The sequence below is a fragment of the Kitasatospora sp. NPDC056783 genome (assembly GCF_042789895.1).
Classification (GTDB): domain Bacteria; phylum Actinomycetota; class Actinomycetes; order Streptomycetales; family Streptomycetaceae; genus Kitasatospora.
Genome location: NZ_JBHUAF010000225.1, coordinates 1 through 13,833, shown reverse-complemented (window position 1 = coordinate 13,833; position 13,833 = coordinate 1). Strand labels below are relative to the sequence as shown.

13 protein-coding genes and 4 pseudogenes are annotated in these 13,833 nt (G+C 73.5%); 6 read left to right on the top strand and 11 right to left on the bottom strand.

Annotated features, from left to right (window positions below; genetic code table 11):
- Window positions 1-84: 84 nt before the first annotated feature.
- On the bottom strand, window positions 85-519 hold the full coding sequence (locus ACFRMQ_RS26760) for an NUDIX domain-containing protein (RefSeq protein ID WP_380733192.1): 435 nt from the start codon (window positions 517-519) through the stop codon (window positions 85-87).
- Window positions 520-670: 151 nt separating this feature from the next.
- Here ACFRMQ_RS26760 and ACFRMQ_RS26755 point away from each other — a divergent pair, with 151 nt between their 5' ends.
- Window positions 671-1,774, top strand: a complete 1,104-nt coding sequence (locus tag ACFRMQ_RS26755; protein ID WP_380733191.1) for an NADH:flavin oxidoreductase/NADH oxidase — start codon at window positions 671-673, stop codon at window positions 1,772-1,774.
- A 118-nt stretch (window positions 1,775-1,892) separates the two neighbouring features.
- Here ACFRMQ_RS26755 and ACFRMQ_RS26750 read toward each other — a convergent pair whose 3' ends face one another.
- The 4 genes from ACFRMQ_RS26750 to ACFRMQ_RS26735 all read right to left on the bottom strand — a co-directional run bounded on the left by ACFRMQ_RS26750 (window position 1,893) and on the right by ACFRMQ_RS26735 (window position 5,410).
- Window positions 1,893-2,894, bottom strand: coding sequence for a hypothetical protein (locus ACFRMQ_RS26750; RefSeq protein WP_380733190.1), 1,002 nt, complete (start codon window positions 2,892-2,894; stop codon window positions 1,893-1,895).
- Window positions 2,891-3,724 carry a hypothetical protein gene (locus tag ACFRMQ_RS26745; RefSeq protein ID WP_380733189.1) on the bottom strand — a complete coding sequence of 278 codons (834 nt, stop codon included), beginning with the start codon at window positions 3,722-3,724 and terminating at the stop codon, window positions 2,891-2,893. Before ACFRMQ_RS26745 ends, ACFRMQ_RS26750 begins: the two co-directional genes overlap by 4 nt.
- Window positions 3,721-4,527, bottom strand: a complete 807-nt coding sequence (locus ACFRMQ_RS26740; protein ID WP_380733188.1) for a hypothetical protein — start codon at window positions 4,525-4,527, stop codon at window positions 3,721-3,723. Before ACFRMQ_RS26740 ends, ACFRMQ_RS26745 begins: the two co-directional genes overlap by 4 nt.
- 64 nt (window positions 4,528-4,591) lie before the next feature.
- Window positions 4,592-5,410 (bottom strand): hypothetical protein, encoded by an 819-nt coding sequence (locus ACFRMQ_RS26735; RefSeq protein WP_380733187.1) that lies wholly within the window; start codon window positions 5,408-5,410, stop codon window positions 4,592-4,594.
- Between the two features lie 300 nt (window positions 5,411-5,710).
- On the opposite strand from ACFRMQ_RS26735, the gene ACFRMQ_RS26730 reads away from it, so the two are divergent.
- Window positions 5,711-6,451, top strand: a complete 741-nt coding sequence (locus tag ACFRMQ_RS26730; protein WP_380733186.1) for a helix-turn-helix domain-containing protein — start codon at window positions 5,711-5,713, stop codon at window positions 6,449-6,451.
- Here ACFRMQ_RS26730 and ACFRMQ_RS26725 read toward each other — a convergent pair.
- Both ACFRMQ_RS26725 and ACFRMQ_RS26720 read right to left on the bottom strand, forming a co-directional pair.
- Window positions 6,424-7,083, bottom strand: coding sequence for a class I SAM-dependent methyltransferase (locus tag ACFRMQ_RS26725; protein WP_380733185.1), 660 nt, complete (start codon window positions 7,081-7,083; stop codon window positions 6,424-6,426). The two genes, ACFRMQ_RS26730 and ACFRMQ_RS26725, sit on opposite strands and share 28 nt — an antisense overlap.
- 89 nt (window positions 7,084-7,172) lie before the next feature.
- Window positions 7,173-8,531 (bottom strand): PucR family transcriptional regulator, encoded by a 1,359-nt coding sequence (locus ACFRMQ_RS26720; protein ID WP_380733193.1) that lies wholly within the window; start codon window positions 8,529-8,531, stop codon window positions 7,173-7,175.
- A gap of 251 nt (window positions 8,532-8,782) precedes the next feature.
- Between ACFRMQ_RS26720 and ACFRMQ_RS26715 the strand changes: the two genes are divergently transcribed.
- The gene (locus ACFRMQ_RS26715) at window positions 8,783-9,382 is read left to right on the top strand and encodes a hypothetical protein (RefSeq protein ID WP_380733194.1); all 600 of its coding nucleotides are present in this window, start codon (window positions 8,783-8,785) and stop codon (window positions 9,380-9,382) included.
- A gap of 91 nt (window positions 9,383-9,473) precedes the next feature.
- Here the strand turns inward: ACFRMQ_RS26715 and ACFRMQ_RS26710 are convergent.
- Window positions 9,474-9,800: pseudogene (locus tag ACFRMQ_RS26710) on the bottom strand (alpha/beta hydrolase); the annotation flags it as partial.
- A gap of 218 nt (window positions 9,801-10,018) precedes the next feature.
- Between ACFRMQ_RS26710 and ACFRMQ_RS26705 the strand changes: the two are divergent.
- Window positions 10,019-10,354: pseudogene (locus ACFRMQ_RS26705) on the top strand (helix-turn-helix domain-containing protein); the annotation flags it as partial.
- Here ACFRMQ_RS26705 and ACFRMQ_RS26700 read toward each other — a convergent pair.
- From ACFRMQ_RS26700 to ACFRMQ_RS26690, 3 genes and pseudogenes are all read right to left on the bottom strand, one after another.
- Window positions 10,346-10,438, bottom strand: a pseudogene (locus ACFRMQ_RS26700) (IS5/IS1182 family transposase); the annotation flags it as partial. The pseudogenes ACFRMQ_RS26705 and ACFRMQ_RS26700 overlap by 9 nt on opposite strands.
- Window positions 10,439-10,528: 90 nt before the next feature.
- A complete protein-coding gene (locus ACFRMQ_RS26695; protein WP_380733184.1) occupies window positions 10,529-11,017 on the bottom strand; it encodes a hypothetical protein in 489 nt (162 codons plus the stop codon).
- Entirely contained in the window at window positions 11,014-11,535 is a 522-nt protein-coding gene (locus ACFRMQ_RS26690; RefSeq protein WP_380733183.1) for a hypothetical protein, read from the bottom strand. The genes ACFRMQ_RS26695 and ACFRMQ_RS26690 overlap by 4 nt, the downstream gene beginning before the upstream one ends.
- A 292-nt stretch (window positions 11,536-11,827) precedes the next feature.
- On the opposite strand from ACFRMQ_RS26690, the pseudogene ACFRMQ_RS26685 reads away from it, so the two are divergent.
- Window positions 11,828-12,639 (top strand): annotated as a pseudogene (locus ACFRMQ_RS26685) (IS5 family transposase).
- A 93-nt stretch (window positions 12,640-12,732) separates the two neighbouring features.
- A complete protein-coding gene (locus tag ACFRMQ_RS26680) occupies window positions 12,733-13,812 on the top strand; it encodes a hypothetical protein (RefSeq protein WP_380733181.1) in 1,080 nt (359 codons plus the stop codon).
- The last annotated feature ends 21 nt before the right edge of the window (window positions 13,813-13,833 follow it).

Here is a 13,833-nt window from a genome sequence, read left to right as displayed (position 1 = left end):
GTCCTGGTGACGGAGCTCCGGTTCACCGCGGCCGGAGGGGGCGCCGTCGGGCGGCTCTACGCCCCGGCTCCCGTCCGCGCCCCGTCAGGCCAGGTCGCCGCGCTCGCGCAGCAGCGGCAGGAGGTGGTCGCGCACGGCCGGGGCCAGGCGCAGGGTGTCGTCACGGCCGTCGGTCCAGCGCAGGTCGGCGAGCTCGGCGGCGGGGGCGGGTTCGCGGTCCAGGGTGGCGGTGAAGACGGTCATCAGCATGGGCACGCCTTCGAGGGCGGCGGTGGCGCGGATGTCGGTGAGGTGGCGGGGGTCGACCGGGGCCGCGCCGAGTTCCTCGCCGAGTTCGCGGGCCAGCGCCCGCAGGGCGTCCTCGCCGGGGTCGGGCTTGCCGCCGGGCAGGTAGAAGACGTCGGGGGCCGCCCGCTTGCTGACCACCAGGAGCCGGCCGTCCCGGATGACCGCGGCGGCGGCGACGGTGAGCGGAGCGGCCTGGGTGGACGGGGCGTCGGTGGCTGCGGGGTCGATCATGGAACGGATTGTCGCAGGTGGGAGAGGGTGGGGAAGAGCCACCTTGCAGATATGTGCATGCACAACTATTGTTTGCGACTGTAAATGCAGCCGCAAAAGTTGCACGCTCGTCGGCCCATCGCCCTGGCGCCGACTCACCGGGAGTCCGAATATGAGCAGCTCTCTCTTCGCCCCCCTGACCCTGCGGGGTCTGACCGTCCCGAACCGGATCTGGATGCCGGCGATGTGCCAGTACAGCGCCGTTCCGGACGGCGACGCGGCCGGCGTCCCGACGGACTGGCACCTCACCCACCTCGCCGCCCGCGCCGCCGGCGGCACCGGGCTGATCATCACCGAGGCCACCGCGATCAGCCCCGAGGGGCGCATCAGCCCGTACGACCTCGGCATCTGGAACGACGAGCAGACCGCCGCCTTCCGCCGGATCACGTCCTTCCTGAAGAGCCAGGGCACCGTCCCGGCCATCCAGCTCGCCCACGCCGGGCGCAAGGCCTCCACCGAGCGCACCTGGGTCGGCCGCGGGCGCCCCGTCACCCCCGACGAGGAGCACGGCTGGACCCCGGTCGCCCCCAGCGCCGAGCCCTTCGACGCCTCCCACACCACCCCGGAGGAGCTGACCGAGGAGCAGATCGGCGAGATCGTGCGGCAGTTCGCCGACGCCGCCCGGCGCGCGCTGGACGCCGGCTTCCAGGTCGCCGAGGTCCACGGCGCCCACGGCTACCTGGTCCACCAGTTCCTCTCCCCCGCGTCCAACCGCCGCACCGACGGCTACGGCGGCTCCTTCGAGAACCGCGTCCGCTTCGCGCTGGAGGTCGTCGACGCCGTCCGCTCGGTGTGGCCCGAGGACCTGCCGGTCTTCTTCCGCGTCTCCGCGACCGACTGGCTCACCGAGAACACCGAGGACGGCCGCGAGGGATGGACCTCCGAGGACACCGTCCGCCTCGCCAAGGAGCTCCAGGCACACGGCGTGGACCTGCTGGACGTCTCCACCGGCGGCATCGTCCCCGACGCCCGGATCGAGGCCGCGCCCGGCTACCAGGTGCCCTTCGCCGAGGCGGTGCGCACCGCGACCGGCCTGCCGGTGGCCGCCGTCGGCCTGATCACCGAGCCCGCCCAGGCCCAGGCCATCCTCACCGAGGGCCACGCCGACGCCGTCCTGCTCGGCCGCGAACTGCTGCGCGACCCGTACTGGGCCCGCCACGCCGCCGCCGAGCTCGGCGGCGAGGTCGCCACCCCCACCCAGTACCACCGCGCCTGACGGCTGCCCGACGGGTGGGAGTGGGAAGTCGGCTCCGTCGGCTTCCCACTCCCACTCCCACTCCCACTCCCGTTCCCGCTCCCCGGGAAGGCGGGGGCTCCGGGCCCGGGGCGGGGCGTCAGGCGAGGAGGTCGGACTGGAGGGTGACGACCTGGCGGAACGGGCTGGCGGGGACGCCGGCCGGGTTGGTCATGGTGACCACGGCCAGGATGTCGGCGGCGGAGAGGTAGGCGACCCGGGCGGCCGGGGCGCCCTTGGAGCCGGCCGCGGTGGACCGCACGGTGGTCAGGCTGACGCCGTCGACGGTGTCCCAGTCGTCGTGGGGGGTGCTCTTGGTGTCGGCGGCGGCCTTGGGGCGGCCCTTGGTGCGCAGGGTGGCGAAGGCGTCCCAGGACTCCCGGACGGAACCGAAGCGCAGCAGCCGGATCTGGGTGCGGGTGCCGTCGGAGGCGGTCCACTCCCGGACGGTGGCGGCGCGGCAGGCGTTCTCCAGAAAGAGCAGGCGCGTCGCCGCCGGGTCCTGCTGCTCGGCGGCGATCGCGTCGCAGGGCACCCACGGGGCGGTCGCGGAGGCGGCGCCGGGCGCGGGCGCGGAGGGCGAGGACGCCGAGGGCGACGGGGAAGCCGCGGAGGGCGAGGACGCCGGGGAGGCGGTCCCCGAGGCGCCGGGGGCGAGGGTGGGAGCCGGGAAGACGGGCGGGGTCAGCGAGCCGCCGGCCTCCTTGGGCGCGGGCAGCAGCAGGTGGCGCAGGTCCGCCTGGTGCGGGGACTTGCCCTTGTCGTCCGGCGCGCCGTGCCCGGCGGGCAGCGGCGGCAGCGTCAGCGGCGCGAAGGTGTAGCGGCCGTCGCCCGCGGTGGCCAGGCCCGGCAGGTCGGTGCGGTCGGGGGCGGTGACCGCCAGGGCGGTGCCGGTGCCGGCGAGGACGAACACCAGGGCGGCGCAGCCCCGGCGCACCGCGGCCTTGCGGCGCAGGGCCCGGCGGGCCTCCCGCTCGGCGAGGACGGCGGGGTCCTCGGGCACGGCGACGGGCGCGGCGAGCGCCGCCAGGACCGGATCGGCGTCCGGCGCGTTCCCGGACTCGTTGCCGGGCGCGGGCGGCGGGGTGGCGTGGTCGGTCATACGGACGCTCCCGGGCGGGCGAGGCGGTCGAGCTGGAGGGTGAAGAGGGCGACGATCTTGTCCTTGGGCAGCGGTGCCACGCCCTCGGCGCTCATGATCACCAGGAGGTCGCCCTCGGCGGCCGAGCACTCCAGGTAGTCGATCGGCGCGGACGGCGGCGCCGGCATCAGGTAGCAGTGCGCCTCGGGGTGGCCCGGGATCGCCGGACCGATCCGGAACAGGCCGGTGTCGCCGGTGAAGACCGCGGTGTACTCGTTGATCCGCTGCACTTCCTGCTGGTTGAACTGGCGCAGCTTCAGGCCGACCACCAGGTCGTCCCCGGCGGCGCGGTAGGTGCGCACGCCGGTGGCCTTGACGTGCATGCTCTCCCAGTAGGAGCGCATCGTGTCGCGCTTCTCCTTGGGGAGCTGCTGGAGGTCGGCGTCCAGCTCGGCGGACAGCTGCTCGCCGCTCAGCTCGGTGTCGTTGCCGGAGCCGCCGTCGTCCGGGCCGGGTTCGTAGCCGGCCGGGACGGGCAGCAGCAGGTCGCGCAGCGAGCCGAAGTGGCTGCCGTTGGACTTGGCGCCGTACGGCGTGGCGCTCGCGCTGGGGGCGGGGCCGGCGGACGGGGCGGCGGCGGTGGCCGGCACCGGGTCGTCGTACTGGGTCTTGATGATGCCGACGCCGATGGCCACGCCGACCAGCGCGGCCGCGGCCGTCGCGGCGCCCGCGCGCAGCAGGCGGCGGGAGGCGGGGCCCGGCACGGCGGGCGCGGCGGGGTCCACAGGGGCGGCGGGCGCGGCGAGGTCCGCCGGAGCGGCGGCCGCGGGGTTCACGGTGTCGTCGTTCATATGAGCCGCTCCCACTGCCGCTTGGCGAGGTCCTTGAGGGTGTCGGGGTTCACCGGCTGGGTGCCGAAGATCTCGACCGTCATCCGGACCGAGCCGCGCTTGGCGACGGCCTGGCCGAAGTAGTACTTGTCGTTGCTGTCGGCCCACTGGCGGGGTTCGGCGTCCACCTTGTAGCCGCCGCCGGCGCCGTCGGCGAACGCCGGCCAGGTCACGGACCTCACCTGGTCGGCGTGCTCCGCGGTGTACTGGATCAGTGAGACGCGGTAACGGGTGTCGTCCTTCTGCCAGTTGACCTCGGCCGCGCGCCGGAAGCCGTGCGCGGCGAGGTCCTTGAAGGTGTCGACCGCGTCGCCGCTCTCGTCGGCGAGGTCGCCGATCGAGATCCAGCTCGGCTTGTCCGGGAAGTCGGCCCAGGGCTTGGTGCCCTCGGGGACGCCGATCAGCAGCTTGGTCAGGTCGCCGTCGATGGCCAGCGGGCCGGGCTGTGCGGCGGCGAGGGCGGCCGGGTCGACGGTGTCGACCGGGTAGGACGGGCGGGTGGCCTGGAGCGGCGGCAGCGGCGTGGGCGGGCGCTGGGCCTGCACGGCGTAGCCGACGCCGCCGCCGGCCAGGACGCCCAGCACCAGGGCGCAGGCGGCCAGCCGCACGGGGCGGGGGCGGCGCGGGGCGGGGGCCTCGGCGGGCTCCGGCGCGACGGGCGGGGCGGCGGGCGGTGTGGCGGGCGGCGGCGGTACAGCGGGCGCGGCGGGCGCGGGCGCGGGCCCGGACGCGGCGGGCGCCGGCTCCGCGGGTTCGGTGGTCACGGAAGTGGCTCCAGAGAGGGAAGTCGGGGAAGGAGTGGCATGGTGCGGGCGGCCGGCGCCGGGCTCAGCCGCCGGTGGTGAGCCACTCGCGCTGGCGCTTCATCAGCTCGTTCAGCAGCGCCTTGTCGGGCGTCCCCTTCACGTCGACGTCGATCGTGTACTGGACGTCGCCCTGGCTGGAGATGCCGCTCATCGAGCCGGTGTACGCCTGGTGTTTGGGAGTCTGGAGGTAGCCGCGGGCGCCCGGGTCGCCGTCGATGTCGAACGGCTCCAGCGACTCGATCTTGTAGCCCTTGACGAAGTCGCCGGCCCTGGCGGCGGAGCCGAACTGGAGCAGGGTGACGGTGACTTCGGCCGTGCCGTCGGCGGTCCGGTACATCCGGGTCGCGCCGCCCTTGTAGCCGTAGGAGGCGAGGATGTCCATGACGCCGTCCTGCTTGCCGAAGACCGCGGAGACGTCCTCGCCGGTCATGGTCATCCCGTCCGCGGGCCCGTAGGACTCGCCGCCGGCCGGGATGGGGAGCAGGAAGTAGCGCAGGTCGCCCTCGTGTTTGCCGCTCTTGACCGTGCCCTTGACGGTGCTGGCGGGGGCGGGCTGGGCCGGGGCTGCGGTGGGCGTGGGGACGGGCGTGGCCGAGGGCGTGGCGCTCGGGGAGGCGGTGGCACCGGCCCTGGTCGGGGCGGGGGCGGCCGCGGCGGGGCGGGCGTCGGGCTTGCCGACGGCGACGGTCACGGCGGCGCTGGCCGCGGTGACGGCGAGCAGGCCGGCGGTGGCCAGCGCGACGCCGACGGCGCGCGGCAGCCGGCGCGCGGCGGGTGCCGGCACGGGCGGCACAGCGGCGGCCGTACCACCGTTCTCGGGGTCGTGATCGGGATCGGGCAAAGCGGTTCCCCCTGGAAAGGATGCGGAGTCCCACGCGCGGCGCCCCTCGCGGGAACCATGTCCCCAGCGGGTTTCTCCGGCCTTCCGTCACGCGTGTCGGCACGAATTATGAGAGGCCGTCGCCGTCGCCGCCAACACGGTCAATCACCACACTCTCACCCAATGTTCGATGAACCGGACACGTCGTGATCGAACCGCAATGGGCCGCTGTCCTGCGGTGATGACACTGTGTCGACACATCGATTCGAACACGGGACCGCGCCGGACCCGAGGACGAACGGCCGCGTCTACCGTGGGAGCGTGGACGGACAGGAATCCGGCGAGGAGCCGGCCCGCGGCCCGCGCTTCGCCGTCGGCCCCGGGTACGCGCTGTACCGCGGTCCGCTGGCGGACAGCGCCTTCCACCGGCACGCCGCCTTCCAGGTCGCCGTCGCGGTGCGCGGCGGCGGCGCGGGCCGGGTGGCGGTCGACGACGCGGCCGGGCGGCGCCACCGCGGGCCCGCGGTCGTGGTGCCGCCGATGGTGCGCCACCGGATGGCCCCGATCCGCGAGGTGCTGGTCTTCTACGTGGACCCGCACTGCGCCTTCGCCGACCGGCTGCGCGCGGCCTGCGGCGCGGGGGTCACCGTCGCCCCGCGCTGGCACGGCCTGACCGAGCGGGACGTGCGGCCGGACGGCGGGCGGCCGTCCGGCCGGCTGGACCCGAGGCTGGGGGCGGCGCTGGCGGCGCTGGCCGACGACCAGGTGCCGCTGGAGGAGCTCGCCGCGCGCGTCGGACTGTCGCCGCAGCGCCTGCGAGCCCTGGCACGGCGGCAGTTGGGGGTGCCGCTGGCGCGCTGGCGCAGCTGGCAGCGGCTGTCCCGGGCGGCGCTGGCCCTCGGCGAGGGGTGCTCGCCGGCACAGGCGGCGCTCGCGGGCGGGTTCGCCGACCAGGCCCATTTCACCCGGTGGACACGGGAGTTGACCGGACTGACGCCCTCCCAGGTGCGGCCCGCGCTGCGCGGGTCGGGCCTTCAGCCGCCGGAGCGGCGCGCGGTGTAGAAGGACAGCGAACCGGTCACCGTCGCGACGCTCTCCACCTCGCGCACCTCCTCGAAGCCCGCCTCGGCGATCAGCCGGGGCAGGATGCCGTCGGCGTTGGGCTGGGTGTCCTGCTTGCCGTCGACGAACTGGACGATCCGGAAGGCCAGCCGCATCGCCGGCGTGCGCTGGCGCCCGTAGTCGGCGATCACCAGCTTGCCGCCGGGGCGCAGGGTGCGGTGCACGGCGGCGAGGATCGCCCGCTTCATCGGGACGGGGCACTGGTGGAGGACCAGGCTGGAGACGACGGTGTCGGCCGACTCGGGGCCGAGGAGGTCGTCCACGGCGTCGCCCATGCCGGTGCGGAAGTCGGCGGTGGCACCGGCCGCGGCGGCCTTGCGGCGGGCCAGGCGCAGCACGGCGGGGTCGGGGTCGACGCCGATGACGGTGGCCCGCGGTTCGGCGCGGCCGAGGAGGACGGCGAGGGAGCCGGTGCCGCAGCCGACGTCGACGATGACGTCGCCGGGGCGGGGGGCGGCGTGCATGGCCGCCAGGCTGCGCCAGAGGCGTTCGCGGGTGAGGGAGACGATGGGGTCGTAGAGGCCGAGGGCGAGGCGTCCGGCGGCGGGGGTGAAGGCGTCGGTCGGGGTCATGCGGTCAGTGTGGGCGGGCGGCGGGGGCGGCGTCTTGAACGAATCGCTCGCCCCTCGCCACCCCGGTCGGGGCTGAACTCCGGTGGGGTTCAGGCGGCTTGGGCCCGGCCGTGTGGGACGTGGGTGCGCTGCGGGGGGATCCGGCGCTCCGGGCGGGCACCATCGTGAACGTCGCCCGACGCTCCGCCGGGAACGTCGCCGGACTCGCCGGACTCGCCGCCAGGGCCGAGGAGTTCGCGGATGCGCAGGCCCAGGTGCAGGGTGATGCGGTCCGCCCCGCTGTCCAGGTCGAGCCCGGTGATCTCCTGGATCCGCCGCAGCCGGTAGTGCAGCGAGGTGCGGTGGATGCGCAGCGCCTCGGCGGTCCTGGAGGTCGATCCGGCGTGGTCGAGGAAGCAGCGCAGGGTCTGCGCCAGGCGGTGGCCGCCGCCGGAGTCCAGCAGGGCGCGCAGCGGCCTGGGGATCAGCGTCTCGTTCAGGGCGTGGTCCGGCAGTTGCAGGAGCACGGAGAGCTCGCCGAGTTCCTCCCAGGAGCCGGTGCCCCGCAGGGCGGGCATCCGGCGGGCCGCGCGCACCGCGACGAGCGCCTGCTCGTGGGAGGCGTGTGCGCCGGCGAGCCCGTTGTGGTGGCCGCCGATGCCGATGACGGGGACGGCCGAGGGGCCCAGGCGGGCGCTCAGGGCCTGCCGGACGCTCCGGGACTGCTCCCGCAGTGCGTCCTGGTCCAGCGGCCGGTCGGCGAGCTGGAGCAGGACGGCCCGGTGCGCGGTGACGGCGAAGGCGCGGTCGGCCCACCGGGTGGGCCGCAGTTCCTCCAGTGCCGCGCACAGCGCGGTCGTGACCTGCCCGGCGGACGAGCGGGAGTGCGCCACCTCCACGACGCTGACCACCGCGTGGGGGGCGTCCGGGAGCAGCGCGTCCTCCAGCAGCCGGTGGCGGGCGTCCTCGCGCGCGGCGGGGCTCGCTCCCAGCAGCGACAGGAGGAGCTGCCGGCGCCCGGTCTCCTCGGCGTCGGCCAGGACGTGGTCGGCGTAGAGCTGGCCGGCGACGGCGGGGGTGGCCCGGGCGATGGTCTCGGTCGCCTCCGGGGTCAGGGCGCCGTCCGGTGTGATGACCGTCAGCAGGCCGAGGAAGTGGCCGCGTTCGCGCAGCGGCACGCAGTAGCGGGGCAGCAGCCCGAGGTCGTCGCGGCCCTGGAGGAAGCCGGGCCTGGGCCACCGGGTGACGTCCTGGTCGAGGACGTGGCGGGCGACGTCGCGGTCGACCCGGCCCTGGAGGACGCTGTGCAGGCGCGCCGGGTCCGCGTCGTCGAAGTGCCGGCTCCAGCGGATGCCGCTGATCGCGGGGTCGGTCACGGCGACGGACCGGTGGAGCGACTGCGCGAGTTCCTCGATCAGCTCCTGGGCCGCGACGCTGCCGGCGGGGGCTCGCCTCCGCTGTCCGGTCATGGCGGTCCTCCTTCGTGGTCGTCTCCGTGCGGCGTGGACCGGCGGGGCCCGCAGGTTTCCCTTGTTCGGGTCGCGGCCGCTCGCGTTCGTCCTGGGGACACGGTGGCACCGCCGCGATGCCCCACGGTGCACGGCTCTTGCCTGTGCCTGCGTGGATGGCCGGGCGGTCGTGCGGTGCGGTGCGGAACTGCCCCAGGCTGGTCCCGGCCCGTTGCCCGTGGCCGGTGAGGCGTCCCCGCGGAGGTGTGCTCGTGCCCGAAGAGGTCCACGTTCCCTGGGTGGCGCCCGTCCTGGGGCGGCGGACGCGCGCCTTCGTCGAGTCCTGTCCGTGGCCCGCTCCCGCGCGGGCCGGCGCTCCGGCGCCGAGGGAGCGGATGGCGGCGCTGTGGGACGGCGGCGGCCGCGAGGAGCCCGACGTCGAGGAGGAGTGGCTGGCCGTGCCGGGCGGGGACGGGGAGCGGGTGCGGGTGCGGATCCTGCGGCCCGCGGGGGCCCGTGAGCCGCTGCCGGTCGTGCTCTACCTGCACGGGCTGGGCTGGATGCCGACCGATGCCCACGCGCACCGGCAGCTGCTGGTGGACCTGGTGCTCGGCGCCGAAGAACGCGCCCCAGCCGATCGCCGCCGCGCGACGCGACAGCACCGCGCTCGTGGCACCGCCCGCGCTCTGTCCCCGGCCGGTCTTGTAGTAGTCCGTGGCCTCCAGCACGTCGATGTCCGTCAGCCCCGCCTCCTGTCCGGCCTCGACCGAGGCGGGACAGGAGGTCGTCGACCCGCGGATCCGCGCCGCGTGCCTCGGCGGTACGCTGCGCCGCCATCTGCTCCAGAGCGCCGACCGGGTCGTAGCCGCTGAACGACTCGCGGCTCAGACGCCCGAAGTTCACGCCGGTGATGCTGGTGACGGCCTTGATCCGGCGGTCGGTCATGGTCGCGTTGATGACGTAGCCGCCGCCCCCGCAGACCCCGATCCCGCCGATGCGGTCCGCGTCGACGTACGGGAGCGTCACGAGGTGGTCGACCGCGACGCGGATGTCCTCCACGCGCTGCGCGGGATCCTCGATCAGACGCGGCTGCCCGCCGCTCTCACCCTGGTGGCCGGCGTCGAAGACCAGCACCACGTAGCCGGCCTCCGCCAGCGCCTTCGCGTACACGCTGCCGGCAGTCTGTTCCTTGCAGCTGCCGATCGGGTGAACGCTCACGATCGCCGGACAGGAGCCGTTCTCGTCGAAATCCGCGGGGAGGTGGAGGATTCCCGCCAGGTCCCAGGCCATCCCCGGGGAGCGGAAGCTCACGCGCTCGGTCCGTTCAGTCATGATTCCTCCTGGCTGTCCCGCTCATCGTCGTCCGGGGCCGGGGCGGCGCCCGTCGGCTCTTACGACACCAGCTGTGGGCGCCCTCGATCGAGGGTGGAAGGCTGCGACAGAACCCCCCTCAGAGGGGGGTCCGGCAGAACCTGGCCCCTGGCCCCGATCGCCCATAGCGTGAGGTCATGGCACCGAAGGACGAGCGCGTACGGGACTTCCTGGCCACCCGCCGCGCGAAGATCACCCCCGACATGGCCGGCATCCCGAAGGGCGGCGGAGCGCGCCGAGTCCCCGGCCTGCGCCGGGAGGAGGTCGCGATGCTCGCCGGCGTCTCGGTCGACTACTACACCCGGATCGAGAAGGGCGACCTGACAGGGGTCTCCGACGAGGTCCTCGACGCCATCGCCCGCGCCCTGCAACTGACCGAGGACGAGAGTGCCTACCTCTACGACCTCGCCCGCACCGCGCGCCGCCCCTCACGGGCGAGGAGACAGCCGAAGGCCGCGGCGGGCGTGCCGCAGGTGGATGAGCGTGGCGGCCACCCGGTCGACGAACACGAGCCGGTGCCGGGCACCCGCTCCGACGGCCCGTCGACGCGCTCCACCGGAACCCACAAGCCGTCAGGAACGATCCAACCCCACCCACCACTCCCGATGACCGGTCCAACGACCCGATCACCACCATGGGACATGCTGTCAGGCCGGCTCCACCGCTTCAGGAGTCGGCACGAGGACGGGCGGCGCGCTTGGCGGCTGCTGACCGGGGATGCTCGCACGACCAGGTCGCTGCTGGCCCCTGCCGCTCTGGCGCTGCCGCAGGACGAACAAGGCGACAACGCCGATCATGGTCGGCCCCGCCAGAATCCCCGCCAGCATCTCCTGCTTGTGCAGTGCTTCGATCACAGACCCGCAGAGCATTCCGGCGCAGAGGGCGAATCCGGCCACGAGACCGCCCATGTAGAGACGGTAGGAACGCTCGGCCTGACGCTCCTCGGCCTCGTGTGCAGCTTCCCGCTCTCGTTGCTGCATGTCGAGTTCCTTCATCTTCCTCGCGTGAGTGCGCTTGAGTTCGGGTTCCAGCGCCGCAAGGGCGGCCTTAAGGTGCTCCGGGGGGAGCTTCGCCCATTCCCTCGCGAGTTCCAGGCCGCTCAGTTCGCGGCTGGCGTCACGTCCAGGTGTCGTCACTGCTGCCCTCCACCGTCGCCGACCAGAACCACGTCCGTGTCTCCTGGTCGCGGAGCCGGGGGCGGGCCCAGGGCCCGGAACAGTTCATCAAGCCCCTCCGCCAGGTGGCGGGAAGCGGTTGGCATGCCTTCGTCATCCACCATCCGCGCAAGATCGGCATCTCGCTTACCGAGCTGTGTCGAGAGCGCATCCGCGGGGTCCTCAGCGGCCACCCGGCCGAGTGAGGGCGCCGACCGCCCGTGCCCAGCGAGATCGACGGAATCGACGGAGAGGCCGATCTCGCCGTCGACCAGCGCCCTGACCGGATCCTTCCCCTTGGGAGCGTGATGTTGCCGTGTCACCTGGACCGACTTGCCCTGGCTCGGCTTCTTCGGCGGCTGCGAGGGGCGACCCACCAAATAGATCAGGGGCAACACCACGAGCAGGGCAATCATCAAGTACTTGGCACCCCCGAAGTACTTGGCAAACTCGAAGTCCTTGGCCACGTCGTAGACCCATTCGATCAGGTGCGATCTCAAGGCAGGCCACCTCCCTCCCAGGACAGGCCGGCTCCACGCCACACCTGCTGCGACGGTGAGGTTGTCTCCGACAGACGACGACCCGCGAACGGCGGCACGGGGTACGTTCTTCCAACAATGCTGCCACAAAAGACTGTTGCCGGACGGCATTGTTGCTTGAACTCTGGAAGAGCCACGGCAGTAGCAGTCGCCCGGGACCTGACGGGCGGTGCGGTAAGCGACTTACTGATCGTTTCAAAATGAGTTGAGCTGCGCTCTTGTGCTCAATGATCTTGCTTGGCAGGGTGTCCGGGTGCGTGTTGATCTTGTGCCGGATGACCTGTGGGAGCGAGTGGCTCCGCCGCTGCCGCCCGCTCCCGAACGACGCCATCGTCATCCCGGGCGGCTGCGCGTCCCCGACCGGGCGGCCCTGGCCGGCATCATCTGTGTGCTGCGGACCGGTGTCGCCTGGCGCGATGTCCCCGCGCAGGCCGTGGGCTGCTCCGGAGTCACGGCCTGGCGTCGACTGCGGGACTGGACCGAGGCCGGCGCCTGGCCCCGCCCGCACACCGCACTCTGCTGACCGAACTGCGCCGCGCGGACCTGCCGGACCCGGACGACTGCGCCGTGGACGGCTCGCACGTCCGGGCCCTCAAAGGGGGGACCATGTCGGCCCATCGCCCGTCGACCGCGCCCGCCCCGGCTCCAAGCACCATGTGATCGTGGACCATTGTGGCACCCCGCTCGCCGTGACGCTCACCGGAGGCAACCGCCACGACGTCACCCAGCTGCTGCCCCTGCTGGACGCGATCCCGCCGATTCGAGGACCACGAGGACGCCCGCGGCGCAGGCCCCGGCGGCTGTTCGCCGACCGGGGCTACGACTTCGACAAAGTACCGCCGCCTGCTATGGCGGCGCGGCATCAAGCCGATGATCGCCCGACGCGGCGTCGCCCACGGTTCCGGACTCGGCAAGGTGCGCTGGGTCATAGAGCGCGCCTTCGCCTGACTCCACCAGTTCAAACGCCTCCGCACCCGCTACGAGCGACGCGCCGACCTCCACCAGGGACTACTCGACCTCGCCTGCAGCATCATCTGCCTCCGGCGCCTTCGAAAGTCATTCTGAAACGATCTTTTATTCGCTTTCCACCGCCTTCCGGGCTCTGGTAGGACAGCACCCGGCCCGATCGGGCCCCATCCGCAAAGGGGGGATCACGACATGTGGAAGACCAAGCGTCGACGCCGGGGGCGCGTCGCCTCGATGATGGCCGCGGCGGTGGCGCTCGCCGCCGTGATGACGGCTTCGCCGGCCGGGGCCGCGCCCCGCGCCGCCACGGCTGAGGCCCCGACCGCCGGGCTGAACCTGATGTTGAACGCCGATCCGTGGAAGGTCGTCCAGACCCGCCGGGCGCCGGACGGGACCTGGGACGCCGCCCGGGAGGTGCCGCAGTTCTCCAGCTTCTACTACTGGACGACCGTCATCGGCTCCGGTCAGCTGCGGCTGTTCGGCCTCAAGCCCTCCGGTCCGTTGAGCATGCAGTTCGTCCAGTCGACGCAGCAGCCCGACGGCAGCTGGTCCGAGCCGACCCCGATGAAGGGCCTGGCGGAACTGCCCGTCCCCAACCCGCCACTCCAGAGGGGCAGGGCCGGCGCGGCGGTGGTGAACGGCCAGGTCCAGCTGGCGGCGATCGCCCCCTCGGGCCGGCTCGTGCACACCGTGGAGCGCCCGGACGGGAGCTGGCAGCCCTGGGGGGCGATCAGCGCCCCTCCGGGGATCGGCTCGGACACGTTCTACAGCCTCGCGACGGCCGAGGTGAACGGTGAACTCCACATCGTGGCCACCATGCGGGACAACGGAAGCGTGCTCCACACCATCCGTCACGCGAACGGCACGTGGGACGGCTGGGGCAACATCATGGGCGTGAACGGGACCCCCTCCCCGTGGGGTTCGCCGCACGACGTGGTCGCGGCGGGCGTCAACGGACAGCTACAGGTCGCCGTGGTGAACAACAGCCAGATCGCCGTCTACCACACGATCCGCACCTCCGGCGGCAACTGGAGCGGCTGGGGGCCCATCGGCCAGCCGATCCTCGTCCAGCCCTTCTACGTGTGCGGCGCCGACGGCGCCAACGTGAACAACGAGCTGCAGCTGGTGTTCGAGACCTGCAACGAACGCGGCACGCTCTTCCACACCATCCGTCACGCGAACGGCAGTTGGGACAAGGCCGGGAACGTCCAGAGTGCCGTCGACCTCTCCCCCTGGCGGCCGTACTCGGACGGATCGGCCGTCGGCGGCTGACCGCCCCTGGCACGGTCGGCC

Bases quoted from the DNA above. Each gene is read 5' to 3' on its own strand.
- ACFRMQ_RS26725 (WP_380733185.1), bottom strand. From the start codon at position 7,083: ATGACCCCGACCGACGCCTTCACCCCCGCCGCCGGACGCCTCGCCCTC.
- ACFRMQ_RS26680 (WP_380733181.1), top strand. From the start codon at position 12,733: ATGTGGAAGACCAAGCGTCGACGCCGGGGGCGCGTCGCCTCGATGATG.
- ACFRMQ_RS26720 (WP_380733193.1), bottom strand. From the start codon at position 8,531: ATGACCGGACAGCGGAGGCGAGCCCCCGCCGGCAGCGTCGCGGCCCAG.
- ACFRMQ_RS26755 (WP_380733191.1), top strand. From the start codon at position 671: ATGAGCAGCTCTCTCTTCGCCCCCCTGACCCTGCGGGGTCTGACCGTC.
- ACFRMQ_RS26750 (WP_380733190.1), bottom strand. From the start codon at position 2,894: ATGACCGACCACGCCACCCCGCCGCCCGCGCCCGGCAACGAGTCCGGG.
- ACFRMQ_RS26760 (WP_380733192.1), bottom strand. From the start codon at position 519: ATGATCGACCCCGCAGCCACCGACGCCCCGTCCACCCAGGCCGCTCCG.
- ACFRMQ_RS26745 (WP_380733189.1), bottom strand. From the start codon at position 3,724: ATGAACGACGACACCGTGAACCCCGCGGCCGCCGCTCCGGCGGACCTC.